A 25,782-nucleotide genomic window follows, 5' to 3' on the forward strand; every position below is an offset into this window, starting at 1 on the left:
CGGTGTGATGAGCCAGAAAGACCCGTCGGGTCATGAGGGAAGGCGCACCGCCACTGAGCGGCTGCGGGAAGAGCGCAAGCGGGAGCGGGCCGCCGAGCGGCGGGGCCGCAACCTCAAGGTGGGGGCCGTCGTGGTCGCGCTGCTCGCCGTGGCGGGCGGTGTGGGCGCCATGCTGGCGCAGCAGAGCGGCGGCGACGCCGAGAACGACGCCAAGCCGATCACCGTCGGCAAGCGGGACGCACCGGCGAAGCTCACGGTGTACGAGGACTTCCGCTGCCCGGCGTGCGGCCAGTTCGAGCAGCGGTTCCGCAAGACGATCCACGGCCTCGAGAAGCAGGGCAAGCTCCGGGCCGAGTACCACCTCGTGACGATCATCGACGACAACATGGGCGGCTCCGGCTCCCACGCGGCGGCCAACGCGGCCGTCTGCGCCAGGGACGAGGGAAGGTTCCGCCAGTACCACGACGTGCTGTTCCAGAACCAGCCCGAGGAGCAGGACGACGCCTTCGCGGACGAGAAGACGCTGGTGAAGCTCGCCGGCAAGGCCGGCGGACTCAACAGCTCGCGCTTCCGCGACTGCGTGGCGGACGGGAGCCACGAGGACTGGGTGAAGAAGAGCTCCGCCTCGTTCAAGAAGTCCGGGTACCAGTCGACGCCCACGGTGCTGCTCGACGGCGAGAACGTATACGGCGACCAGTCGGATCCGCTCACCCCGGAGAGCCTGAAGCGCAAGGTCGAGGAGAAGAGCTGACGGCCGCGTACCGCCCGGCCAGGGGCCTCCCGGCCGGGCAGCGGCGGACGCGGGGCCGGGTTCGGGGGCCGGCCGTGGGACGGCACGTGATCTGAGATCCCGGTCACACCGCCGGGCCCGTCCACCCCTTGAGCGCCGCTTGCGCGGCGCGGCCGTTATTGAGCTGTTGCACAGAGTGCATTGCCGATGATGACGCCCGGCAAGGTAGCGTCGGGACCGCCATGGAGACCCTTGCATTCATCCCCAGTCCTTCGGCCGGCGAGATCCATCTCGGCCCCATCCCGCTGCGCGGCTACGCCTTCTGCATCATCCTCGGCGTCTTCGTCGCGGTGTGGCTCGGCAGCCGCCGCTGGACCGCCCGCGGCGGCCGCGCGGGCACCGTCGCCGACATCGCGGTGTGGGCCGTGCCGTTCGGCCTGGCCGGCGGCCGTCTCTACCACGTCATCACCGACTACCAGCTCTACTTCGGTGAGGGCCGGAACTGGGTGGACGCCTTCAAGATCTGGGACGGCGGACTGGGAATCTGGGGAGCCGTGGCCCTCGGCGCCCTCGGTGCCTGGATCGGCTGCCGCAGGCGCGGCATCCCGCTGCCCGCCTACGCGGACGCCGTCGCACCCGGAGTGGCGCTCGCCCAGGCCATCGGCCGCTGGGGCAACTGGTTCAACCAGGAGCTGTACGGACGCGCGACGGACCTGCCCTGGGCCGTCGAGATCGACGCCCAGCACCGTCCCGTCGACACCCCCGCCCTCGCGACGTACCACCCCACGTTCCTCTACGAGTCGCTGTGGTGCGTGGGCGTGGCCGCCCTCGTGATCTGGGCGGACCGCCGGTTCAAGCTGGGGCACGGCCGGGTCTTCTGGCTCTACGTCGCCGCGTACACCGTCGGCCGCTTCTGGATCGAGTACATGCGCGTCGACGACGCCCACCACTTCGCCGGCATGCGGTTGAACAACTGGACGTCGATCCTCGTCTTCCTGGTCGCGGTCGCCGCGATCGTGATCTCCGCCCGGAAGCACCCCGGACGCGAGGAGATCGTCGAGCCCGACACCGAGGAGCTCACTCCCGGCGGGGGCGGTGGCGCCTCCCTGACGAAGAGCTCCGAGGAGTCGTCCGGGGAGAGCGAGTCGCCGTCGGACGCGTCCGAGGCCACGGAGGACGACGAGGAGCCGTCGCGGGCCGCCAAGACCGGGAAACCCGCCGGCACTTCCTGACATCAGCCCTGAGCGAGAGGCCGGGCCGGCAGACTGCCGGCCCGGCCTCTCGGCTTTTGTCCAGGTCAGCGGCTTCGGCTGCGCGCGCCTCAGCGCCGTCTGCGTGCCAGTGCCAGCGTCCGCTGCGCCCCCGCCACGATCGCCGCGTCCACGAAGCGGCCGTCCGGCAGCGCGAGCGCTCCGGCGTCCGCGGCCGCCGCCTTGACGATCTCCTCGGCCTCCTCGATCTCCTGCCGGGTCGGCAGGTAGGCCCGCTCGATGATCTCCAGCTGGGCCGGGTGGATGGCGGTGCGCCCGAGGAAGCCCAGGCTCCGGCCCTGCGCGCAGGAGCGGGCGAGGCCCGCGGTGTCGGCGACGTCCGGGTAGACCGACTGCGGCGGCGGCGCCAGCCCGGCCGCGCGCGCGGCGACGACGGCCCTGCTGCGGGGCCAGGCCAGGCCGTCGTCCCCCGTCACGCCGAGCACCGCACGCAGGTCGCTCTCGCCGAGCGCGATGCCGCGCACGGAGGGGTGCGCGGTGGCGATGGCGTAGGCGTGCTCGATGCCGAGAGCGGACTCGAGCAGCGGGTACAGCCCGGGAACGGTGCCGCTGCCGCCTCCGGAGGGCGGGGACGGAACGGCTCTGCGCGCCTGCTGGGCGACCCTAACGACGTCCGCCACGGTGTCGACCTTCGGCAGCCGCAGCCCCGCCAGCCCGGGCAGGCCCGCGAGCGTGCGCACCTCCTCCGCCGCGAGCGGGCCGCTGAGCGAGTTGACCCGCACGTGGACCGGGACGGGGCCCGGCCGGGGGTCGCCGAGCAGCTCGGCGGTGGCGTCCAGGGCGTACGCCTTCCGCTCGGGGGCGACGGCGTCCTCCAGGTCGATCAGCACCACGTCCGCGCCCGAGGCCAGCGCCTTGGTGACGACCTCCGGCCGGTCACCCGGGACGTAGAGCCAGGTCAGCGGCAGGGGCCCAGGCCCCTCGTCGGTCCGGGCGCCCGGTTCTCCGGTGGTGCGGGTGGCGTTCACAGCGCGCCCCCGTCCCGCAGCTCAGAGATCTCCCGCTCGGTCAGGCCGAGTTCGGTCAGGACGTCCTGGGTGTCGCAGCCGTGCGGCCGGCCGGCCCATCTGATCGCTCCGGGCGTCTCGGAGAGGCGGAAGAGGACGTTCTGCATGCGGATCCTGCCCAGCTCCTCGTCCTCGACCTCGGTGATCGAGCCGAGCGCACGGTACTGCTCGTCCTCCATGACGTCGCGGATGTCGTTGATGGGCGCGATCGCCGCCTCGGCACGCTCGAACGCCGCCACGACCTCGTCAGCTCCGTGCCGGGCGATCCAGCCGCCCACGGCCTCGTCCAGTTCGTCGGCGTGCTGGGCACGGCCCGCGCCCGTGGCGAACCAGGGCTCGGTGATGTACTCCGGGTGCCCGACGAGCCGCATGACGCGTTCCGCCACGGACTGCGCGGAGGTGGAGACGGCGAGCCACCTGCCGTCGGCCGAGCGGTAGGTGTTGCGCGGGGCGTTGTTGGCGGACCGGTTGCCGGTGCGCGGCTGGACGTGGCCGAGCTGGTCGTACCAGAGGGGCTGCGGACCCAGCACCGTCAGCATCGGCTCGATGATCGCCATGTCGATCACCTGGCCCCGGCCCGTAAGGTCCCGGCTGCGCAGCGCCGCCATCACCGCGTACGCGGTGGAGAGCGCGGCGATGGAGTCGGCGAGCCCGAAGGGCGGGAGCGTCGGCGGGCCGTCGGCCTCGCCCGTGATCGCGGCGAAGCCGCTCATGGCCTCGGCCAGCGTGCCGAAGCCGGGGCGGCGGGAGTACGGGCCGAACTGGCCGAAGCCCGTCACCCTCGCCAGCACCAGGCGGGGGTTGGCGGCCGAGAGCCGGTCCCAGCCGAGGTCCCACTTCTCCAGGGTCCCGGGGCGGAAGTTCTCCACGATCACGTCGGACTCGGCGGCCAGCCGCAGCAGGACGTCCCGGCCGCCCGGCGTGGACAGATCCAGCGTCAGGTTGCGCTTGTTGCGGCCCAGCAGCTTCCACCACAGTCCGACGCCGTCCTTCGCGGGCCCGTGGCCACGGGACGGGTCGGGCTTCCGCGGATGCTCGATCTTGATGACGTCCGCGCCGAAGTCGCCGAGCATGGTGGCCGCGAGCGGCCCGGCGAAGAGGGTGGCGAGGTCGAGGACGCGGAGACCGTCGAGGGCGGAGAGGGGCGCGGCGCCGTCGGGGGCACCGTCGGCCGCCGGGCCTTCCGAAGCGGCGCCGGGGCCGGGGGGTTCACGGGTGAGGGAGTCGTTCATCAGGGCGTCCGGCTTTCTGAGAGCTGGGCTGCGAGGGCGTCGGTCTCGTGGCGGTGAGGCATGGACGCGGAGGCGCCCGGGCGCTGTACGGACAGAGCTGCCGCCGCGGAGGCCCACAACAGGGCCTCGGGCATGGTGCGTCCCTCGCCGTGGGCGACGGCCAGCGCGCCCACGAAGGTGTCGCCCGCCGCGGTGGTGTCCTGCGCCTCGACGGCGGGCGCGGGCACGAGGACGGGCGCGGCGTCGCGAGCCGCGTACAGGGCGCCCCGGGAGCCGAGGGTGACGACCACCTCCGGGACGTGGGAGAGGAGCGCGTTCGCGGCGTCGTACGGGTCGGACTTGCCGGTGAGCACTTCGGCCTCGTGCTCGTTGGGCACCAGCAGGTCGGTGAGGGCGAGGAGTTCACCGGGCAGCGGCTGCGCCGGTGCCGGGGTGAGCACGACGCGCACGCCGTTGTCGTGGGCGGTCCGCGCTCCCGCGACGACGCCGGGCAGCGGGATCTCCAGCTGGAGCAGCAGCACGTTTGCGGCGGCGATGCGGGCTTCGTCGCCCTCGGCGAGCGCGCTGACGCTTCCGTTGGCGCCGGGTACGACGACGATGGCGTTGCCGCCCTCGTCGTCCACGACGATGTGCGCGGTGCCGCTCTCGCCCGCGACGGTCCTCAGGCCGTCCGTCCGCACACCCGAGTCCTCCAGCGCGGTGCGCAGCCGTACGCCGAAGTCGTCCTCGCCGACGGCGCCGACCATCGTCACCTCGGCGCCCGAACGGGCCGCGGCGACGGCCTGGTTGGCGCCCTTGCCGCCGGGCACCGTGCGGAAGGCCCGGCCGGTGACGGTCTCGCCGCGGCGGGGGGCGGTGGCGACGTAGGCGACGAGGTCCATGTTGGTGCTGCCCAGGACCGCGATGGCCGGACGGGCGGGGGTGGTCGGAGTCACGGTGCTGACGTCTCCTGTCGTTCGGGGGCTGCCGTCTCGTTCTCGGGTACGGGGCCTGAGGCGTGCGGCGGAACGGCTGCGGTGCGCGTCCCTCCGCTGCCATGGGCGAGGGCCGCTGTGGTCCGGGCCAGGGCGTCGAAGCCGGCGCCGTCGAAGCCGGCGACCGTCGTGGACAGCCGGTTCTTCAGCGGGGCCCTCCAGCGGGAGGGCAGCGCGCCGGGCGAGCCTGCGAGGAGCCCGGCGACACAGCCGGCCGTGGCGCCGTTGGAGTCGGTGTCCCAACCGCCGCTGACCGCACGGCAGATGGAGCCGGTGAAGTCGCCGCCGGCGTGGGTGAGCGCGGCCGCCAGCAGCGCCGCGTTGGGAAGGACGTGCACCCAGTGGTAGTGCCCGTAGGCCTCGTGGAGCCGGTCGGCGACGCCCTCGAATCCGGCGGCGGTACCGGAGGGTTCGGCCAGCGCCGTCTCGATGCCGAAGGTGACGGCGCGGGCCAGGCGCGAGCGTTCCGGGACGACGCGCAGCCCCGTGCGCAGGCATTCGAGGACGTCGGGGGTGCCGCCCGTGGCCGCGGCGACGGTGGCGGCGACGAACATCGCCCCGTAGACGCCGTTGGCCGTGTGGCTCAACGTGGCGTCGCGCCGGGCCTGTTCGGCCGCCTCCGCGGGGTCGCCCGGGTTGGTCCAGCCGTAGACGTCGGCGCGGATCTGCGCGCCGATCCACTCCCGGAAAGGGTTGTGCCGCCTCGCGGTGTCCGGAGGTTCCAGTCCGTCGAGGAGGTTGCGGTACGCCACGCGCTCGGCGGTGAACGTACGGCCGGCGGGCAGCTCGTCCAGCCAGAGACGGGCGACGTCGGCGGTGGTGAAGCCGTGGCCGTGACGCTGCAGCAGAAGCAGCCCCAGCAGCGGGTAGTTGAGGTCGTCGTCCTCGGGCATTCCGTCGATGTTCTCGGCCAGCGACGTGGGAGCGCTGCGGCGGTTCCACGGCCAGCGTGCCGCGACCTCGGCCGGGAGCCCTTCCTGCGTGAACCAGCCGTCGAGGGGCCAGTTGCCCGTGGAGCGGGCGAGTTCCCGGATGCCGGCCAGCGGCAGCTTCTCCACCGGCTTGCCCAGCAGGCAGCCCGCGGCGCGGCCGAGCCAGCCGGCCTCCAGCCGGGCCGTGAGGCGGCCGCCTGCCGCGGGAGCCGCCGCGGTGGCCCCTCCGTTGACTTCGGGGGGAGCGGGCCAGGTCGGGCACGCGGCCCGTACGGCCTCCGGGTCGTCCGGTTCGTCGGCCGCCAACGGTGAGGGGAGCAGGTCGAGTTCGTCGAGAAGCTGCACGGCGAGCGTGCGCAGCGCGCGGTCGGCGGGGACGGCCGAGGCGCCTGCCCGGCCGGGCGCGGGCGAGCCGCCCGCCGCGCGCCAGGTCCGTTCGATCGCGGCCGTCTCGCGGCCCTCCTCGGCCGCCTGCCGCAGTTCGTGGCCGACGAGGTCTTCCGGCTGCACCCAGGTGAGGCGCAGCGGAGCGGGGGCGGGGGAGCCGGGCATCACGCCTCCACGAGGGCGGCGAACGCGGCCTCGTGGGCGCGCCGCCGCTCCAGGTCGCGGGCGAAGACCTCGCGGGTCACCGCGGAGAGGGAGGTGGCCGGCGCGACGAGATCGAGCCTGCTGGCGGCGGCCACCTCCTCGCTCCAGTCGGCGGGGACGGCGCCGCCGCCGCACAGGGCGCCGACGATCGCGCCGCTCATCGTGGCGATGGAGTCGCAGTCGCGCCCGTAGTTGACCGAACCCAGGACCGTGTGGCGGAAGTCGCCGCCGCCGACGAGCAACATCCCCAGTGCGACGGGCAGTTCCTCGATGGAGTGCAGCCGCGAGGGGCGGCGCGCCCCGAGGGACGGCTTGCGGTACTCAGGGCCGACGGTGTCGAAGGGCGCGACGGCCTCCCGGAGGGGCTTCAGCGCGCTCTCGAAGTCGCTGTGCTGGGCGGCGACTTCGCACACCGCCTCGATGGCGTCGCGGGTGCCGTCCTTCGCCAGGGAGAGCGCCGCGTCGACGACGGAGCGCACGGTCGCTCCGGGCGCGTACGCCGCCGCGACGGCCGCGGCGAAGACCCCGGCGGCCTCCCGTCCGTACGAGGACTGGTGCGCGCCCGCCACGTCCAGCGCCTCGGCGTAAGCACCGGCGGGATTCCCGGCGTTGACCGTGCCGACGGGCGCCATGTACATCGTGGCCCCGCAGTTGACGATGTTCCCGACTCCCGCTTCTCGCGGGTCGACGTGGCCGTAGTGCAGCCGCGCGACGATCCACTTCTCGGCGAGGAAGATGCGCTGCAACGGCAGCGCCTCGGCCTCCAGTTCGGGGATCCAGCGGGGGTTGGAGATGAGGTCGGGCACCAGATGGCCGGCGACGGCGTAGGCGTCGAGGTGGTCGCGCACCTTCTCGTAGACCCGGACAAGGGCGTGCGTCATGAGGGTGTCGTCGGTGACGTGTCCGTCGCCCTTGTGGTACGGGGCGATGGGACGCGCGTGGCGCCAGTCCTCGTAGAAGGGGCCGACGATGCCCTGCACCCGGCCGCCGTGCCTCTCCACGATCTGCTCCGGCGTCCAGCCCTCCACCGGGCCGCCGAGTGCGTCGCCGACGGCTGCCCCGACCAGGCAGCCGGTGATGCGTTCGTCGAGCGTGGGCGTCATGTGTGGCTCACTCCTTGACCGGATGTGCCTTCCGGCGTGGTCAGTTCGGTAGAGGCGAGGGTTTCGGCGAGGTCGACGAGGTCGGTCCCGGCGAAGTGCGGGAGCGCGCAGCCCGACAGCGTCCGGCAGGCGGAGCGCCAGCTTTCCGGGATGCCGGCGCCGCCGGTGAGCGCTCCCGTCAGCGCGCCCGCGAGCGCGGGTGCCGAGTCGGCGACCCGCGAGAGGCAGGCGGCGGCGGGCACGGCCTCCGCGACGGAGCCGTTGCCCGCGACGGCGAGGGCCAGCGCGACGGGGACCGTCTCGGCCGCCGCGATGCCGTAGCTGTAGATGTGGTCGACGATCTCGTGCTCCAGGACGGGCACCAGCGCGAACGCGCTGCCGGGCGCGGCCCGTTCGGCGACGGCGTTGCGCGCCAGGCGCACCGCGTGCCGCGCGTTGCGGCGGATCTCCGTGCCCGACGGAAGCTGCGAGAGCGCCGAGGCCACGCAGGTGTCGACGTCGGCGCCGCCCAGGGCGTCGGCGATCGCGGCGGCCATGGCCCGTGCGCCGTGCACCCCGTCGCCGTCCTGCGTGTAGCGGGCGTCGCACTCGGCGAGTTCCGCGGCGGCCGCCGGGTTGCCGGGGTGGACCGCCGCCAGCACCGACGCGCGTACGCATGCCGCGTCGTCGAAGAAGTGCGGGTTGTCGTGGCCGGTCGCCGGGGGCCGCAGGCCGGTGGCCAGGTTGCCGAGTCCGGCGCGTACGGAGATGCGGGCACGCAGCGGCAGCACCGCGGACTCCACCTCGGGGGCCCGCACGGCGGCGGCGGCGACCTCGCTCGCCAGTTCGGTCCAGGCGAGGTCGATGGCCGCCCGCATCCGCCGGTCGCGGCCGAGGTCGCTGAGCAGCGCGCCCGCGGCGGTCAGTACGGAGTGGGCGGTGAAGGCGGCCCATTCGGCGTCGTCGGACGGGCCGAGACGCAGCGGCTCCGGCGGCTGGTTGAGCGCGATCGGCACCGGAAGCGTGGTGGTGGCGTTCTGCTCGGCGAAGGTGTCGAGCTCGCGCGTCAGCCGCCGCGTCCACTCCGGCATGCGGGACGCGCGGTGCCGTGCGGCGGGCCAGCCGGCGGCGTCTCCGGCGGCGATGCCCAGCAGCAGTCCCTCGATGCGGCGCGGGTCTCCGCCGGTTCCGGTGGCGGTCTCGCCGGCGGGGCCGGTCTCCGTCCCGTCCGCTCCGGGTGCGGCGGTGCGGGCCGCGGCCGCCTTGACGTCCGTCCCGCTCATGAGCCGGCCTCTTCGCGCTCCGGGCCGCCGGGCGGTGTGAGCAACTCGGCGACGTCCACGACGTGGTAGCCCGCCATCGAGGGCAGGCAGCTGCCCCGCGCGGGCCCGATGGCCGCAGACCACTCCCGCGGCACCGCACCGGCGCCGCCGAGCGCTCCGGCGAGCGCCCCCGCCACGGCGGCCGTCGTGTCGGCGTCGCGCCCCATGTTGACGGCCGTGAGGACCGACTCGCGGAAGTCGCCCCGTGCGACGGCGAACGCGCCGAACGCCAGCCCGACGGCCTCCGGCGCGAGGTCCATCCACGGGTAGCCGCCGATGACGACCGCCGAGCGGACCGCTCTCTCCCGTTCCAGCCGTGAGGCGCCCTGGTCGAGGCGGGCCCGCAGAGCGGTGGAGACCGCCCGCCGCAGCGAGCGAGCCGTCCAGGAGTCCTCGGGGACGACGGAGAGCGCGGCCGCGATCACCGCGTCCGTGCTCCGCCCGACCATCGCCGCCGCGACTCCCGCCGCCACGGCCTGGCCGCCGTAGATGCCCTCGCCGTCATGGCTCACGGTGCCGTCGAGGGCCACGAGCCGGGCCGCCTCGGCGGGACGCCCGGCCGCGTAGATGCCGAAGGGAGCGGCGCGCATGGCCAGCCCGTCGCTCCACGCGTGCCTGTGCTGGGCGGAGATGGGCGCGGCCAGGCCGCGGCGGAGGTTCTCCAGCGTGCCCCGCTCGCTGAACCCGGCACCCCGGAAGGGACCTTCGTCGAGGTTGGCGATGAGCCGGTGCCAGGCGTCCTCGACGTGCGCGAGGGTCAGGTCCGAGCCGTGCTCGGCGAGGAGCAGGCCCGAGAAGATGGCGTACTCGGTGTCGTCGGTCCCTGCCGGGTCCTCCTCGACGAAGCCCTCGATGCGTCCCCAGCGCTGCCTGATCTGGGACGGCTTCATGTTCTCGGCCGGCGCGCCCAGCGCGTCGCCGACGGCGAGCCCGAGCATCCCTCCCCTCGCCCGGTCCCGCAGCTCCCCGCCGGCGGGTGGGGCGGCACGGGGGACGGTGCGGAGCCGGGGGCGGACGGAGGAGCGGGGGAGAGGGGGCGGGTCCGGGGGTGAGGCGGACAGTGCGCTCATGGTGCGTGCCGTTCTGTGCTGTGGTGCTGGTCGCTCAGCGCTGGTAGCGGGCGAGGATGCGGTTTCCGTCCTCGACGAGCTTGTCGCGGAGGGCGCTGAGGCTGATGCTGCCGCCGTAGTACTCCTGCAGGGCGGGGGTGGCGACCTTGTCCTTCCATTCGGGGTAGCCGCGCACGCCCAGGACGGGGGAGGCCCGCAGGTCGGAGGCGATGCGCAGGCCCGTGCTCCAGCCGTGTTCCGCGGTGTTCAGCGCGGGTTCCCGCAGCGCGTCGCGGCCCGTGGGCACCAGCCAGTCGCCCTCGGCGAGACGGGCCATGTGGCGGGGCCGGGTCATGAACGCGATGAACGCCATGGCTGTCTTCTTGCGCTTGGTGTCCTGCGAGATGGACAGGGTCTGCGGACTGACACCCTGGAGTTGTCCCCCGCCCGGGGCGCCGCTTCCGGCGGGCATCGGCAGCGTCACCCATTCGAATCCGTCGGGGGCCTGCTGCTCCACCTGCTGCCGGAAGGAGAAGTTGAGCGGGACGATCGCGTACCTGCCGGCGAAGAACCCCGGCAGCGTGTCCGAGCCGGCCATGCCCAGAGCGCTCCGCGCGGCAGTGCGGTCCTTGTGGACCTGGCGGTGGATCAGCTCGACGACGTGCGAGTCGGCCCGGTCGAACCGGATGACGTTCTTGCCGCCCTCGCGGTGGAAGACCGCCCCGCCGGTGGTCAGGGCCAGGTTCACGGACTGGTTGACCGGTTCCTTCATCGACCAGGCGACACCGTAGGTGCGCCCGCGGGTCAGCTCCCTGGCCACGTCCTCGAACTCCGCCCAGCTCCAGGGGTGTTGCGCCGTGGGCGTGCGTGCGCCGGACTTCTCCAGCAGCTCGCGGTTGGCGATCAGCACGCGCGGCTCCTGTAGGAACGGCACGCCGTAGACGCCTCCGGCGAAACTCGCCATGTCCCAACTGGCGTCCGGTATCTGCTTCTTGAGGCTCGCGGGCAGCAGGCCGCGCAGGTCGGCGAGGTAGCCGCCGTGCGCGAAGTCGGTGAGGTCGTTGGCCTCGTCGTGGATGACGTCCGGCGCCGCACCGCCCTCGAAGGACGTCAGGAGCTGGTCGTGGACGTTGTCCCAGGAGCCCTGGACGTAACGGACCTGCGCCGAGCGCGGGTTGGCCTTGTTCCATTCGGCGACGAGTGCCTTGTTGACCTCGATGGACTCCTTCTGCCAGGCCAGGCTCAGGTAGTCCAGCGGTCCGGAGTCGCCGCCGGAGCCGCTGCCGCATCCGCCGAGCAGGGTGGTGGCGCCCGTGGCCGCGGCTGCCGCCGCCGTGGTGGTGAGGAAGTCGCGCCTGCGCATCAGCCCTTCACCGCCCCGCTCATGATGCCGCTGACCAGGCGCCGCTGGAGCAGGGCGAAGAAGAGGAGGCTGGGGAGGGTGGCCATGACGGCCGCGGCCGCGAGCGGCCCGAGGTCGGCGGCGCCCTCGGCGCCGATGAAGTGGGTCAGGATCACGGACATCGTCTGCTTCTCCGGGGACTTGAGGAGGACCAGGGCGAAGAAGAACTCGTTCCAGGCGGTGACGAAGGAGAACATCACCGTCGCGACCAGGCCCGGCGTGAGCAGCGGGAAGACCACGCTGACCAGCGTCCTGAAGCGCCCGCAGCCGTCGATCGCGGCGGCCTCCTCCAGCGACGCGGGCACGGCCCGCACGTAGCCCTGGAGCATCCACAGGGCGAACGGCAGGTTCCACACGACGTACACGAGGACCAGCCCGGTGAGGGAGTTGATGAGGTGGAAGCCCTTGAGGACCATGAACAGCGGGATGATGACCAGCACGAACGGGAACATCTGGCTGACGAGGATCCAGCCCGTCGCCGCCTTGGAGACGGGAGAGCGGTAGCGGACCATCGCGTACGCCGCGGGCACCGCGACAGCGACCGAGACCGCCGCCGCACAGCCCGCCACGATCAGGCTGTTGAGCGCGGAGCGTGCCAGCGGCTGCTGCTCGAACGCGGCGCTGAAGCTGTCCAGCGACGGATGTCTCGGCAGCCACGACGGGTCCACCGACCCCAGTTCCTGGGGGGACTTCAGCGCCGTGGAGAGCAGCCAGAACAGCGGGAAGGCCAGGAAGACCAGATAGCAGACCAGGGCCAGGTACTGGCCGGTGCGGGCCAGGGCCCCTCGTGTCCGGTTCACCGGTCGTCCCCCTTCAGGCGGTTGCGCAGGAAGATCGTCAGCAGCACGGCGATGACGGCGACCATCACCAGGCCCATGGCGGCGGCGTAGCCGAACTGGCCGTAGCGGAAGGCCTCTTCGTAGGCGAAGAGCATCGGCAGCCGGGTGGCTCCTCCCGGCCCGCCGCCGGTCAGCACGTACACCAGGCCGAAGGAGTTGAAGTTCCAGATGAAGTTGAGCGCGGTGATGGAGAGCACGACGGGCTTCAGCGCCGGCCACGTCACCTTGGTGAAGCGGCGCCACACGCCCGCCCCGTCGATCGCGGCCGCCTCGTGCAGCTCGTGCGGGACGTTCTGCAGTCCGGCCAGCAGCATCACCGTCGTCTGCGGCATCCCGGCCCACACGCCCACCACGATCACCGCGGGCAGCGCCAGGGAGACTCCCGCGAGCCAGTCGACGTTCTCGGAGATCAGGTGCAGGTCGCTGAGCGTGGCGTTCAGGATGCCCGCGTCCTGGTGGTAGACCAGCCGCCACATGATGCCGATGACGACCTCGGGCATCGCCCACGGGACGAGCGCGAGCGTACGGGCCAGCCACCGGAACCGCAGGTTCTGGTTGAGCAGGACGGCCAGCCCCAGGGCGAGCACGAACTGCAGGGCGGTCACGCACACCGCCCACACCAGGCCGATCTTGAAGGAGCTCCAGAAGAGCGAGTCGAACCGGAGGTCGACGAGGTTGTCGGCGCCGATGAACTTGGTGACCTCCGTCCGCCCCGACTGCGCGTCGGTGAAGGCCAGGGACACCCCGTAGAGCAGCGGCCCCGCGCTCAGCAGCAGGATCGGCAGCAGCGCGGGCAGCAGCAGGAACCACGCGTCGCGGTCCAGGCCGAGCGCCTGCTTGCGTGCCGCGGGCGACCGCGGGGGCGGGGTGCCGCGGTGCGGCGGCTTCGCCGTGGCGGGGGCGGTCGTGCTCATTCGGTCACCTCGGCTGTGTGGGAGGAGGCGCGTACGACAAGACGGGGAGTGACGGTGCGCACGCGGGCCGGTGCGGGCTCCGAGGTGCCCGCCGACTCCTCGGAGATCCGCTCCAGGAGCATCCGGGCCGCGATCCGCCCGCGTTCGGCGGAGCCCAGGTCCACGCTGCTCAGCGGCGGCCAGCCGGCCCGTACCAGGGCCGTGTCGTCCATGCCGACGACGGCCACGTCCCCGGGGATGCGCAGCTCGCGGCTGTGCAGGGCCTGCGCCGCGCCCAGCGCGAGCTGGTCGTTGGCGCAGAAGAAGGCGTCGATGCCGGGGGCGGCGTCCAGCAGCCGGTGCGCGGCCGTTGAGCCCGCTTCGACGGTGAAGTCCGTGGTCTCCACCAGTGCGGGGTCGGCCGGAACGCCGCAGCCGGCCAGGGCCTCGCGGTATCCGCGCTGCCGGTTGCGGCCCGGGACGGTGTCGGCGGGGCCGTTGACGAAGGCGATGCGGCGGCGCCCCGTCTCCACGAGGTGGCGCACGGCCAGCTCGGCGCCCGTGACGGAGTCGGCTCGGACGCTGTCGACCGGGACGCCATCGGGGAGGGAGCCGATCACGACGACGGGTCTGGCAGCCGTGCTCAGCGCCTCGACGTGCTCCGGCGTGATGCGGATGGGGCAGAGGATCAGGCCGTCGCTCGTGCGGTCGGCGAGGCTGCGCAGCACGGCCAGCTCGTCCTCGACGACGGCGTCAGTCGAATGCAGGAGCAGGCGGTAACCGGCTTCCTTCGCGATCGTCTGGATCTGCCTGACCATCGCGACGTAGACGGGGTTGCCGATGTCCTGCATCGCGAAGGTCAGCTGCATCGACCGGCCGCCCTTGAGGGAGCGGGCCACGGCGTTGGGCACGTAGCCGACCTCCGCCGCCGCCCGCTCCACCTTGCGGACGGTGTCGGGCCGTCCGCCGTGGCCGTTCAGCACCCGTGAGACCGAGGCGATGGAGACGCCCGCGCGTTCGGCGATCGTCTCGACGGTGGGTGGCCCGCCTGTCGTCACCACGAATACCGCCCTTCGCAGACCGGGCCGGGACCCGGGGCTGGAAACGTTTACAGATCGCACCTCGGCCGCCCTGGGAGGGGAGAGCGATGTGAGTGACAGGAATGTTGCGCGCAGGCGTCCGGGGCGTCAATCCCCTGTGACCCGGATCTCACCGACCGTCCGCATTCTGGAAGGCGTCGGATGCCGGGCATCGTACGGCGGCGCGGCGGACGGGCCGGGCCCCGTGACGGGCCGGGTGCCGCGGCCCTGGCCAGGTAAGTTCGGCCTGCCTTGCTGGCGGGACGGGCGTCTCGTGCATACCTTCGAAGACCTGGACGGTGGCGCCGCTGTCGGCGCCTCCGCTGTGCGGGAGCGATGCGGAAGCGGCGGTCATGGAGCAGGAGACAGCGCCGGGGGCCGAGGAGCGGAGCGGACGCCTGCGCCGCAGCGGCCACACCGGGCGGAGCGGTCCCGACGTGAACCACACGCACCGGGACGTGAGCGGGGGCTGGCTGCGTCCCACCGTCTTCGGCGCCATGGACGGGCTGGTCTCCAACCTCGGCCTGGTCGCCGGCGTGGCGGGCAGTTCGGCGTCCTCGCAGACCATCGCGGTCTCCGGGCTGGCGGGCCTCGTGGCCGGTGCCTTCTCGATGGCCGCGGGCGAGTACACCTCCGTCGCCTCGCAGCGGGAGCTGGTTCAGGCGGAGCTGGAGGTGGAGCGCGGCGAGCTGCGCCAGCATCCCGAGGAGGAGGTGCGGGAGCTCGCGGCGGTCTACGAGTCGCGCGGCGTGGAGCGGCGGCTGGCCATGGCGGTGGCACGGCAGCTCCACAGGGACCCGGAGCAGGCGCTGGAGACGCATGCCCGTGAGGAGCTGGGCGTCGACCCCTCCGGGCTGCCGTCGCCCATGGTCGCCGCCGTCTCCTCGTTCCTGTCCTTCGCGGCGGGCGCGATCCTGCCCGTCCTCCCGTATCTCGTGGGCGCCACGTCGCTCTGGTACGCCGTGGTGCTGGCGCTGGCCGGGCTCTTCGCCTGCGGTGCGGTCGTGGCCCGGGTGACGGCGCGGCAGTGGTGGTTCAGCGGGCTGCGGCAGCTCGCGCTCGGCGCCGCCGCGGCCGCTGTGACTTACGGCCTGGGAGTGGCTTTCGGGACGGCGGTGGGGTGACTATGGGGAGGGAGAAGCGGCTCCCTTGCGGAGTCGTCTCGTCCGATCTTCTTGTTACCAGGCGGTTTCGAGCCGCCGGGGTTCGGGCAGAAGCGAGGAGCCCGCGGGCAACGAAGCTCGCACCGGGCACGAGCAAGACGTCCCTGCACAAGGGCCACCCACGCCCCCGCCGCAGGTTCCCGGGACCTGACTGCCGTATATCGCCATGTGGTCACCGGGTCCACACTTCGAGATGGCACGCTCTTTTTTCAGGGTGTGGTCCATCATGTAACCTTCACGGAAATTTGCTCTGCAGAGGGCCAACGTCGTCCCTCGGCACTCGCTCCCGCCCGGTCCCCATCCGGCGGAGCCATTAGCCACGACGACGGGAGAGCCGATGCGTGCAGCGTTTCAGGCGGCCCACCCTGCCAAGCAGGGGATGTACGACCCCCGGCACGAGCACGACGCCTGCGGTGTCGGCTTCGTGGCGACGCTCACCGGGGTACCCAGCCACGACCTGGTCGAACAGGGGCTGACCGTACTGCGCAACCTGGAGCACCGCGGCGCGACCGGAGCGGACCCCGAGACGGGCGACGGCGCGGGCCTGCTGGTCCAGGTCCCCGACGCCTTCCTGCGGGAGACCGCCGGCTTCTCGCTCCCCGAGGCGGGCGCCTACGCCGTGGGCATCGCCTTCCTGCCCGGCGACGAGACAGAGGCCGCCACCGCCGTCTCGCAGATCGAGACGCTGGCGTCCGAGGAGGGACTCGACGTCCTCGGCTGGCGTGAGGTGCCGGTCGCCCCGGGGCTGCTCGGCCCCGGCGCCCGGGCGACGATGCCCCACTTCCGCCAGCTGTTCGTCAAGGACGCGGTGGAGGGCGGCGACGCCCGCACCGGCATCGCTCTGGACCGGCTGGCCTTCGTGCTGCGCAAGCGCGCGGAGCGAGAGGCCGGCGTCTACTTCCCGTCGCTGTCCTCGCGCACCATCGTCTACAAGGGCATGCTGACGACGGGGCAGCTGGAACCTTTCTTCCCTGACCTGTCCGACCGCCGCTTCGCCAGTGCGATCGCGCTGGTGCACTCCCGGTTCTCCACCAACACCTTCCCGAGCTGGCCGCTGGCGCACCCGTACCGCTTCGTCGCGCACAACGGCGAGATCAACACCGTGCAGGGCAACCGCAACTGGATGCGGGCGCGGGAGTCGCAGCTGCGGTCGGACCTGTTCGGCAAGGGCCCCGACAACAGGACCGCGCTGGAGCGGATCTTCCCGCTGAACACCCCCGGCGCCTCCGACTCCGCGACCTTCGACGAGGTGCTGGAGCTGCTCCACCTCGGCGGGCGCTCCCTGCCGCACTCGGTGCTGATGATGGTGCCCGAGGCGTGGGAGAGCCCCGAGTCCAAGGAGGCCATGAACCCCGCACGCCGGGCGTTCTACCAGTACCACTCCACGATGATGGAGCCCTGGGACGGCCCTGCCTGCGTCACCTTCACCGACGGCACCCAGGTCGGCGCCGTCCTCGACCGCAACGGACTGCGCCCCGGCCGCTACTGGGTCACGGACGACGGACTCGTCGTGCTCGGCTCCGAGGTCGGCGTGCTGGACATCGACCCCGCCCGCATCGTGCGCAAGGGGCGGCTGCAGCCCGGCCGGATGTTCCTCGTGGACACCTCCGAGCGCCGCATCGTCGAGGACGACGAGATCAAGGAGCAGCTCGCCTCCGAGCAGCCGTACGAGGAGTGGCTGGAGGCCGGGCTGATCGACCTCGCGGACCTGCCCGAGCGCGAGCACATCGTCCACACGCACGCGTCCGTCACCCGCCGCCAGCAGACCTTCGGCTACACCGAGGAGGAGCTGCGCGTCCTGCTCGCGCCGATGGCCAAGAGCGGCGCGGAGCCGATCGGCTCGATGGGCACGGACTCCCCGATCGCCGCGCTCTCCGACCGGCCGCGCCTGATCTTCGACTACTTCACCCAGCTCTTCGCGCAGGTCACCAACCCGCCGCTGGACGCCATCCGCGAGGAGATGGTCACCTCGCTGCACTCGTCGCTCGGCCCGCAGGGCAACCTGCTGGACCCGACGGCGGCCTCCTGCCGCAGCGTGACGCTGCCCTTCCCGGTGATCGACAACGACGAGCTGGCCAAGCTCATCCACATCAACGCCGACGGCGACCTGCCGGGCTTCAAGGCGACGACGCTCTCCGGGCTCTACCGCGTCCACGACGGCGGCCGGGGCCTGGCGGACCGGCTCAAGGAGATCTGCACGGAGGCCGACGCCGCCATCGAGGCGGGCGCCCGGCTGATCGTCCTCTCCGACCGCCACTCCGACGCCGAGCACGCCCCGATCCCGTCGCTGCTGCTGACCTCGGCGGTGCACCACCACCTCATCCGCACCAAGCAGCGCACCCAGGTGGGCCTGCTGGTCGAGGCCGGCGACGTGCGCGAGGTGCACCACGTCGCGCTGCTCATCGGCTACGGCGCGGCGGCCGTGAACCCGTACCTGGCCATGGAGACCGTCGAGGACCTGGTGCGGGCCGGGACCTTCCTGCCCGGCGACATGCCGGCCGGGGACGCCATCCGCAACCTCATCAAGGCCCTCGGCAAGGGAGTGCTGAAGGTGATGTCCAAGATGGGCATCTCCACCGTCGCCTCGTACCGCGGTGCGCAGGTCTTCGAGGCGGTCGGCCTCGACGAGTCGTTCGTCGACACCTACTTCCACGGGACGACGACGAAGATCGGCGGCGCGGACCTGGAGGTCGTCTCCAAGGAGGTCGCCGCCCGGCACGCCAAGGCCTACCCGGCTACGGGCATCGCCCCGGCGCACCGCGCGCTCGACATCGGCGGCGAGTACCAGTGGCGCCGCGAGGGCGAGCCGCACCTGTTCGACCCGGACACGGTCTTCAGGCTGCAGCACTCCACGCGCGCACGCCGCTACGACATCTTCAAGCAGTACACGCAGCGCGTGGACGAGCAGTCCGAGCGCCTGATGACGCTGCGCGGCCTGTTCAAGCTGAAGGGCGACCGCCCCTCGATCCCCATCGAGGAGGTCGAGCCCGTCAGCGAGATCGTCAAGCGCTTCTCGACCGGCGCCATGTCCTACGGCTCCATCTCGCAGGAGGCGCACGAGACGCTCGCCGTCGCCATGAACCAGCTCGGCGGCAAGTCCAACACCGGCGAGGGCGGCGAGGACCCGGACCGGCTGTACGACCCGGCCCGGCGCAGCGCGATCAAGCAGGTCGCGTCCGGCCGGTTCGGCGTCACCAGCGAGTACCTCGTCAACTCCGACGACATCCAGATCAAGATGGCGCAGGGCGCCAAGCCCGGCGAGGGCGGCCAGCTGCCCGGCCACAAGGTCTACCCGTGGGTCGCGAAGACGCGGCACTCGACGCCGGGCGTCGGCCTCATCTCGCCGCCGCCGCACCACGACATCTACTCCATCGAGGACCTCGCCCAGCTCATCCACGACCTGAAGAACGCCAACCCGCGGGCGCGCATCCACGTCAAGCTGGTCTCGGAGGTCGGCGTCGGCACGGTCGCCGCCGGCGTCTCCAAGGCCCACGCCGACGTGGTCCTCATCTCCGGCCACGACGGCGGTACGGGCGCCTCGCCGCTGACCTCGCTGAAGCACGCGGGCGGTCCCTGGGAGCTGGGGCTGGCGGAGACGCAGCAGACGCTGCTGCTCAACGGGTTGCGCGACCGTATCGTCGTGCAGACGGACGGGCAGCTCAAGACGGGCCGCGACGTGGTCGTCGCCGCGCTCCTCGGCGCCGAGGAGTTCGGCTTCGCTACCGCCCCGCTGGTGGTCTCCGGCTGCGTCATGATGCGCGTGTGCCACCTGGACACCTGCCCGGTCGGCATCGCCACGCAGAACCCGGTGCTGCGCGAGCGCTACAACGGCAAGGCCGAATTCGTCGTGAACTACTTCCAGTTCATCGCCGAGGAGGTCCGTGAGCTCCTCGCCGAACTCGGCTTCCGCACGCTGGACGAGGCGGTCGGCCACGCCGAACTCCTCGACGTCAGCCGCGCCGTGGACCACTGGAAGGCGCAGGGCCTGGACCTGGAACCCCTGCTGCACGTGCCCGACCTGCCGGACGGCGCGGTGCGCCACCAGGCCGTCGAGCAGGACCACGGCCTGACGAAGGCCCTCGACAACCAGCTGATCAAGCTCGCGGCCGACGCGCTGAACGCCGACAGCGCCACCGCGGCGCAGCCGGTGCGGGGCCAGCTGGCGATCCGCAACATCAACCGGACCGTGGGCACGATGCTCGGGCACGAGGTGACGAAGAAGTTCGGCGGCGCGGGCCTGCCCGACGACACCGTCGACATCACCTTCACCGGCTCCGCCGGGCAGTCCTTCGGCGCGTTCGTGCCGCGCGGTGTGACGCTGCGGCTGGAGGGCGACGCCAACGACTACGTCGGCAAGGGACTCTCCGGCGGCCGCCTGGTCGTCCGCCCGGACAGGAGCGCGGACCACCTCGCCGAGTTCTCGACGATCGCCGGCAACACCCTCGCCTACGGCGCCACCGGCGGCGAGATGTTCCTCCGCGGGCGCGTGGGCGAGCGCTTCTGCGTCCGCAACTCCGGCGCCCTGGTCGTCTCCGAGGGGGTCGGCGACCACGGCTGCGAGTACATGACGGGCGGCGCCGCCGTCGTCCTCGGCGGTACCGGGCGCAACTTCGGCGCCGGCATGTCCGGGGGCGTCGCCTACGTCGTCGACCTCGACCCGGCGAACGTCAACGCCGGTCTGCGCGAGGCCGTCTTCGGCCCCGGCGAGTGGGCCGCCGAGGACGGCGAGTGGCTGCACGACGTGGTGCGCCGCCACCAGCAGGAGACCGGCTCCACCGTGGCCGCCGCGCTGCTCGCGGACTGGGACGCGGCGCTGACGCGCTTCAGCAAGGTCATCCCTGCCACTTACCAGGCTGTGCTCGCCGCCAAGGACGCCGCCGAGCGAGCAGGACTCAGCGAGTCCGAGACCCACGAGAAGATGATGGAGGCGGCGACCAATGGCTGATCCCAAGGGCTTCCTGAACACCGACCGTGAGGTCGCGCAGTCCCGTCCGGTCGAGGAGCGGGTGAAGGACTGGAACGAGGTCTACGTTCCGGGTTCGCTGCTGCCGATCGTCAGCAAGCAGGCCGGGCGCTGCATGGACTGCGGCATCCCGTTCTGCCACCAGGGCTGCCCCCTGGGCAACCTCATCCCCGAGTGGAACGACTACGCCTACCGCGAGGACTGGGGCGCCGCCATCGAGCGGCTGCACGCGACGAACAACTTCCCCGAGTTCACGGGGCGGCTGTGCCCCGCGCCATGCGAGTCGGCGTGCGTGCTGGGCATCAACCAGCCGCCGGTGACCATCAAGAACGTCGAGGTCACCATCATCGACAAGGCGTGGGAGGCCGGGCACGTCACGCCGCAGCCTCCCGAGCGGCTCTCCGGCAAGACCGTCGCCGTCATCGGCTCGGGACCGGCGGGTCTCGCCGCGGCCCAGCAGCTGACGCGGGCGGGGCACACCGCCGTCGTCTACGAGCGCGCCGACCGGCTCGGCGGGCTGCTGCGCTACGGCATCCCCGAGTTCAAGATGGAGAAGCGGCACATCAACCGGCGTATCGAGCAGATGCGCGCGGAGGGCACCAAGTTCCGCACCGAGGTGGAGATCGGCCGCGACGTCGACGCGAAGAAGCTGCTCAAGCGGCACGACGCGGTCGTCATCGCCGCGGGAGCCACCACGGCCCGCGACCTGAAGGTGCCGGGACGCGAACTGAACGGCGTGCACCAGGCGATGGAGTACCTGCCGCTCTCCAACAAGGTGCAGGAGGGCGACCTGACGGTCTCCCCGATCAGCGCCGAGGGCAAGCACGTCGTCGTCATCGGCGGCGGCGACACAGGAGCCGACTGCGTCGGCACGGCGCACCGGCAGGGCGCGGCGTCCGTCACCCAGCTGGAGATCATGCCGAAACCGGGCGAGGAGCGGGCACCGCACCAGCCGTGGCCGACGTTCCCCATGCTCTACAAGGTCAGCTCCGCGCACGAGGAGGGCGGTGAGCGGGTCTACTCCGTCAACACCACCCACTTCGAGGGCGACGAGGACGGCAACGTCCAGTGGCTGCACCTGGTCGAGGTGGAGATGAAGGACGGGAAGCCGGAGCAGAAGCCCGGCACCGAGCGGAAGATCCCCGCCCAACTCGTCACCCTCGCCATGGGGTTCACCGGCGTCGACCGCGACAACGGCCTCGTCGAGCAGTTCGGCGTCGAGCTGGACGAGCGCGGCAACGTCGCCCGTGACGCCGAGTACGCGACCAGCGTGGACGGCGTGTTCGTCGCCGGCGACGCCGGCCGCGGCCAGTCCCTCATCGTGTGGGCCATCGCGGAAGGCCGTTCCGCCGCGAAGGGTGTGGACCGCTACCTGACGGGTACCAGCGCCCTTCCGTCTCCCATCGCGCCGACGGACCGCGCCCTGGCGGTCTGATCCGCGCACCACACACGTCCGCGGTGCCCGCCCCACACCCGACCGGGGGCCGGGCACCGCGGCGCTGCGTGCGGGGCCGCTGCGGTCCCCGGGGCGCGCGAGGGCGTCCCCCTGCGCCGGCGTCCGGGGTGCCCGGCCCGGGCCCGGGGGCGCCGTCAGAAGTCGGAGACATCCCGGACGTGAAAATCTCACCCCCCGGAACCTTCCTGGTTCACGCCACTCTCATGCGTCGCTAACTGTCGGCTGAAACCGGTTCCTGCCACTGTCGCCGTTAGACAAGTGGAAGAGAATGGGGGAGAGATGGACATCGGAATCCTCGGGCCCCTCGTCGTGCGGGTGGACGGCACTTCCGTGGTCCCCAGCGCGGCCAAGCCCCGGCAGGTTCTGGCTCTGCTCGCGGCCAACGCGGGCCAGCAGACGAGCACGGAGACGATCGCGCAGGAACTGTGGGGAAGCAGCCCGCCCAGCAACCCCTCCGGCGTCGTGCAGACCTACGTCAAGCAGCTCCGGCGCGCCATCGCGGCGGCACTCGACCCGGCCGGGAGCCGCTCCGCGAAGGACGTGCTGCGGCGCGGCCACCACGGCTACCTGCTCGACATGCCCGGCACGGCCACCGACGCCCACGAGTTCGACCGGCTCGCGACACGCGGCCTGCGCGCGCTCGTCGAGGGCGACGGCGCGGAGGCCTCACGCGCGCTGGAGCAGGCGCTGGGCCTGTGGCGGGGACCGGCCCTCGCCGACGTGCGCACCGGCTCCGGCCTCGAAGTGGAGGCGCAGTGCCTGGAAGAGGCGCGGCGGGCGGCGCTGGACGGGCGGATCACGGCGGACCTGCAACTGGGCAGGCACGCCCAGCTGATCGGTGAACTGACGATGCTGACCGCCCGGTTCCCCCTCCAGGAGAGCCTCCACGCGCAGCTGATGGTGGCGCTGTACCGCTGCGGGCGCTCCTCGCAGGCGCTCCACGTCTACCAGCGGATGCGCGCCGCCCACATCGAGGAGCTGGGCATCGAACCCTCCCACCGGCTGCGGAAGTTGCACAGGGCCGTGCTGGAGGCCGACCCGATGCTGGACTCCCCGGTGCCGAGTTTGGCCGCCTTTTAGCGGCCCGAGGCACGGTGGGTGCGCCGGCCGGGACGGCCGCTGTCTCGATGCCCTTCGTCCCGGCCGGCACGCCGGCGACGGACGAGCCCGAGGTGGAGCCCATGACCCGCTATCTGCCCCGCACGACCGAGGACGGCGCGGCCCGGGACGCCGTCCGGCTGCTGTGCTTCCCGTACGCGGGCGGCGGCGCCTCCGCGTACGGGCGCTGGCAGCGGGGACTCGACGCCCATGGCGCGGGTGTGCACGTGCTGCCCGTTCAGCTCCCCGGACGTGAAGGGCGCGTCAACGAGGAGCGGTTCACCGCCCTGAAGGCGCTCGTCGACGACCTGGACGAGCAGCTGGACGACGTGCTGTCCCGGCCGCACGTCTTCTACGGGCACAGCATGGGCGCGCTCATCGCCTGCACACTGACGCTGCGCAGGCAGCAGCGCGGTGCTCCGCTGCCCCTCGCGCTGGTCCTCGGCGCGTACCGGGCGCCCCATCTGCCCGCCCCGACGGTGATCGAACCGGAGGCGGACGACGAGCAGTTGGCGCGGCGGCTCATCGAACTCGGCGGCATACCCGAGGCGTTGACGAAGTACCCGGACTTCCTGCGGGCGTTGCTGCCCGTGGCGCGGGACGACCTGCTGATGTGCCGCGACAGCGAGGCGAGCACGTACGACCAGCTCCTCCAGGTGCCGCTGCACCTCTTCGCGGGACACCGGGACCGGCTGGTGTCCGTGCCGGAGGTGGCCGCCTGGCGGCTGCACGCGGGCAGGGGGAGCGAGTTGCGGACGATGCCCGGCGGGCACTTCTTCCTGCGGGACGACGAGCCGCTGTTCCTGGGGGAGTTGAGCGCGGTGCTGCGCAGGTACGCGCAGAGCGTCGCCTGCGCAGGGGTGCCTGTCTGAGCGGCGCGCGTCCAGCGCCTGACCGGCCGCCGTGTGCGAACGCACCGGCGGCGGTCCCTTTGCGCGACCGCCGGCGGCCTCCCGCTCCCCGGGCGCGTCGGCCCCGGGGCGTGCCGTCGTGCGGGTCGGCCGCGGTTCACGCGTCGGAGAGGCTCGGCAGGGCGGGCACCGGCTCGGCCGCCTCCTCGCTCCAGGCCGTCGGACCGATGGACCGCTGTCTGGGCCGCCGGTGCCTGCCCGGGGTACGGGAACCCGGTACGAGGCGGTGCCTGCCCACCGGGTTGGAGCCCGGCAGCAGCGCCGCGGCCACGGCCGCGCCCGCCGCGACCACGCTCGCCGCGACGAGGAACCCGGACGAGGCCGCTTCCACGAAGGACTGCCGTGCCTCGCGCGACGCCGGCGGGCCGGCGGCCTGCGTGCCGTACTGCCGGGCCAGGACGGTGCCGACCACCGCCACGCCCAGGGCGTTGCCCAGTTCCTGCATGGTGTCGTTGAGTGCGGCGGCGTTCCCGGAGCGTTCCGGCGGGACGAGCGTCATCACGGTGTCGGTGACGGGCGTCAGAGCCAGGCCGATGCCGAATCCGCTGAGCAGCAGCCCCGCCACGATCGGCAGGTAGCTGTCGGAGAACTGGCTGAGCGTCAGCATGCCCGCGGCGGCGCACGCCAGCCCGCACGCCACCCCGCCGTCCGTTCCGGCGAGGCGGGTGAGGGCGGTGGTGAGGGTGGAGCCGAGACCGACGCCCACGGCCAGCGGCGCGACCGCCAGCCCCGCCTCCAGCGGGCTGTAGCCCAGGGCGAACTGGAGCTGCTGCGTCAGTACGAAGAGGGTGCCGGCGAGTCCGAGGAAGAGCAGCATGCTGCCGGCGCTCGCCCCCAGGAACGCGGGCGTGCGCAGCAGGGCGAAGTTGACCATGGGGAAGGGGTGTCTGCGCTCCCAGGCGACGAACCCGGCGGCGCAGGCCCCGCACGCCGTGAGGGCGACGAGTACCGGCGCGGACGTCCAGCCCTGGCCCGCCGCGTGGATCACCCCGTAGACGAGGGCCGTCATCGTCGCCGAACCCAGCACCGCCCCGACCGGGTCGGCCGGGCGCGGCACCTTCTCGGAGGACTCCGGCAGGAGCCACAGGCCCGCCGCGAGGACCACCAGCACGGGCGGCAGGTTGACCAGGAAGATCGAACCCCACCAGAAGCGGTCGACGAGCAGCCCGCCGATGACGGGGCCCGCGGCCACGCCGAGCGCGGACGAGCTGCCCCACACGGCGATGGCGCGGGGCCGTTCGCGGGCGGGGAAGACGTCGACGAGGATCGCGAGCGTCCCGGGCATCACGAACGCGGCGGCCAGCCCCATCACGCACCGTGCGGCGACGAGCTGAACGGTCCCGTCGGCGGTCAGCGCCAGCAGCGAACCCACGCCGAAGCCGCACGTGCCGAGCAGCGTCGCCCGTTTGCGGCCGTACCGGTCCGAGAGCGTGCCCGCCGTCAGCAGGGCCGCCGCGAAGACCACCGCGTACCCGTCGACGATCCACTGCGTGGCGGAGATGCCGGTGCCCAGCTCCTGCATGATCTCCGGAATGGCCACGTTGAGCAGGCCGTTGTTCAGGATGATCACGAAGAGGGCCAGGGACAGCACCCCCAGCATCCACCAGCGTCGCGGGTCCGCTGCTTCGGCCGCCTCCTGCTCCTGCGTCGACGTCCGCATCGGCGGGTTCCCTCCCTCGCTCGGCGTCACCTCGTCGCCGAGGCCGTGTGTGCGTCCGCCGCGTCATGGTGTGCGCCGGTGCTGAAGTCCCGCTTGCGGCCGGGCTCCCGTCCCGCCACGTCGTGTCT

19 protein-coding genes are annotated in these 25,782 nt (G+C 72.7%); 7 read left to right on the forward strand and 12 right to left on the reverse strand.

Going from position 1 to position 25,782, the window contains the following annotated elements; all coding sequences use genetic code 11:
- Positions 1-7: 7 nt before the first annotated feature.
- A complete protein-coding gene (locus IEY56_RS15935) occupies positions 8-751 on the forward strand; it encodes a DsbA family protein (RefSeq protein ID WP_189037869.1) in 744 nt (247 codons plus the stop codon).
- Positions 752-972: 221 nt separating this feature from the next.
- A complete protein-coding gene (gene lgt, locus IEY56_RS15940; RefSeq protein WP_189037870.1) occupies positions 973-1,962 on the forward strand; it encodes a prolipoprotein diacylglyceryl transferase in 990 nt (329 codons plus the stop codon).
- Positions 1,963-2,051: 89 nt separating this feature from the next.
- Here the strand turns inward: lgt and IEY56_RS15945 are convergent, their stop codons facing one another.
- The 11 genes from IEY56_RS15945 to IEY56_RS15995 are packed head-to-tail and all read right to left on the reverse strand — an operon-like array spanning position 2,052 to position 14,385.
- A complete protein-coding gene (locus IEY56_RS15945; protein WP_189038045.1) occupies positions 2,052-2,909 on the reverse strand; it encodes an HpcH/HpaI aldolase/citrate lyase family protein in 858 nt (285 codons plus the stop codon).
- Positions 2,910-2,965: 56 nt separating this feature from the next.
- On the reverse strand, positions 2,966-4,240 hold the full coding sequence (locus IEY56_RS15950) for a CaiB/BaiF CoA transferase family protein (protein ID WP_189037871.1): 1,275 nt from the start codon (positions 4,238-4,240) through the stop codon (positions 2,966-2,968).
- Positions 4,240-5,121 carry a ribokinase gene (locus tag IEY56_RS15955; protein ID WP_189038046.1) on the reverse strand — a complete coding sequence of 294 codons (882 nt, stop codon included), beginning with the start codon at positions 5,119-5,121 and terminating at the stop codon, positions 4,240-4,242. Before IEY56_RS15955 ends, IEY56_RS15950 begins: the two co-directional genes overlap by 1 nt.
- Positions 5,122-5,171: 50 nt before the next feature.
- Positions 5,172-6,698: an ADP-ribosylglycohydrolase family protein gene (locus IEY56_RS15960; RefSeq protein ID WP_189037872.1), complete on the reverse strand. Its 1,527-nt coding sequence runs from the start codon at positions 6,696-6,698 to the stop codon at positions 5,172-5,174.
- Positions 6,698-7,840 carry an ADP-ribosylglycohydrolase family protein gene (locus tag IEY56_RS15965; protein ID WP_189037873.1) on the reverse strand — a complete coding sequence of 381 codons (1,143 nt, stop codon included), beginning with the start codon at positions 7,838-7,840 and terminating at the stop codon, positions 6,698-6,700. Before IEY56_RS15965 ends, IEY56_RS15960 begins: the two co-directional genes overlap by 1 nt.
- On the reverse strand, positions 7,837-9,102 hold the full coding sequence (locus IEY56_RS15970) for an ADP-ribosylglycohydrolase family protein (protein WP_189037874.1): 1,266 nt from the start codon (positions 9,100-9,102) through the stop codon (positions 7,837-7,839). Before IEY56_RS15970 ends, IEY56_RS15965 begins: the two co-directional genes overlap by 4 nt.
- The gene (locus tag IEY56_RS15975) at positions 9,099-10,211 is read right to left on the reverse strand and encodes an ADP-ribosylglycohydrolase family protein (RefSeq protein WP_189037875.1); all 1,113 of its coding nucleotides are present in this window, start codon (positions 10,209-10,211) and stop codon (positions 9,099-9,101) included. The genes IEY56_RS15970 and IEY56_RS15975 overlap by 4 nt, the downstream gene beginning before the upstream one ends.
- 34 nt (positions 10,212-10,245) lie before the next feature.
- Positions 10,246-11,553: an extracellular solute-binding protein gene (locus tag IEY56_RS15980; protein ID WP_189037876.1), complete on the reverse strand. Its 1,308-nt coding sequence runs from the start codon at positions 11,551-11,553 to the stop codon at positions 10,246-10,248.
- Positions 11,553-12,392 carry a carbohydrate ABC transporter permease gene (locus IEY56_RS15985; protein WP_189037877.1) on the reverse strand — a complete coding sequence of 280 codons (840 nt, stop codon included), beginning with the start codon at positions 12,390-12,392 and terminating at the stop codon, positions 11,553-11,555. The genes IEY56_RS15980 and IEY56_RS15985 overlap by 1 nt, the downstream gene beginning before the upstream one ends.
- Positions 12,389-13,345, reverse strand: a complete 957-nt coding sequence (locus IEY56_RS15990) for a carbohydrate ABC transporter permease (RefSeq protein ID WP_189037878.1) — start codon at positions 13,343-13,345, stop codon at positions 12,389-12,391. Before IEY56_RS15990 ends, IEY56_RS15985 begins: the two co-directional genes overlap by 4 nt.
- Positions 13,342-14,385: a LacI family DNA-binding transcriptional regulator gene (locus IEY56_RS15995; RefSeq protein ID WP_229711932.1), complete on the reverse strand. Its 1,044-nt coding sequence runs from the start codon at positions 14,383-14,385 to the stop codon at positions 13,342-13,344. The genes IEY56_RS15990 and IEY56_RS15995 overlap by 4 nt, the downstream gene beginning before the upstream one ends.
- 371 nt (positions 14,386-14,756) lie before the next feature.
- Between IEY56_RS15995 and IEY56_RS16000 the strand changes: the two genes are divergently transcribed.
- The 5 genes from IEY56_RS16000 to IEY56_RS16020 all read left to right on the forward strand — a co-directional run bounded on the left by IEY56_RS16000 (position 14,757) and on the right by IEY56_RS16020 (position 23,955).
- Positions 14,757-15,527 (forward strand): VIT1/CCC1 transporter family protein, encoded by a 771-nt coding sequence (locus IEY56_RS16000; RefSeq protein ID WP_189037879.1) that lies wholly within the window; start codon positions 14,757-14,759, stop codon positions 15,525-15,527.
- 418 nt (positions 15,528-15,945) lie between these two features.
- Complete coding sequence (gltB, locus tag IEY56_RS16005; protein WP_373292104.1) at positions 15,946-20,511, forward strand: glutamate synthase large subunit; 4,566 nt, start codon at positions 15,946-15,948, stop codon at positions 20,509-20,511.
- Positions 20,504-21,964, forward strand: coding sequence for a glutamate synthase subunit beta (locus IEY56_RS16010; RefSeq protein ID WP_189037881.1), 1,461 nt, complete (start codon positions 20,504-20,506; stop codon positions 21,962-21,964). Before gltB ends, IEY56_RS16010 begins: the two co-directional genes overlap by 8 nt.
- A gap of 300 nt (positions 21,965-22,264) precedes the next feature.
- Positions 22,265-23,065: an AfsR/SARP family transcriptional regulator gene (locus IEY56_RS16015; protein WP_189037882.1), complete on the forward strand. Its 801-nt coding sequence runs from the start codon at positions 22,265-22,267 to the stop codon at positions 23,063-23,065.
- Positions 23,066-23,166: 101 nt separating this feature from the next.
- A complete protein-coding gene (locus tag IEY56_RS16020; RefSeq protein ID WP_189038048.1) occupies positions 23,167-23,955 on the forward strand; it encodes a thioesterase II family protein in 789 nt (262 codons plus the stop codon).
- A 136-nt stretch (positions 23,956-24,091) separates the two neighbouring features.
- Here the strand turns inward: IEY56_RS16020 and IEY56_RS16025 are convergent, their stop codons facing one another.
- On the reverse strand, positions 24,092-25,654 hold the full coding sequence (locus tag IEY56_RS16025; protein WP_229711933.1) for an MFS transporter: 1,563 nt from the start codon (positions 25,652-25,654) through the stop codon (positions 24,092-24,094).
- Between the last annotated feature and the right edge of the window lie 128 nt (positions 25,655-25,782).

This window comes from Streptomyces daqingensis, from assembly GCF_014645895.1.
Lineage (GTDB): Bacteria > Actinomycetota > Actinomycetes > Streptomycetales > Streptomycetaceae > Streptomyces > Streptomyces daqingensis.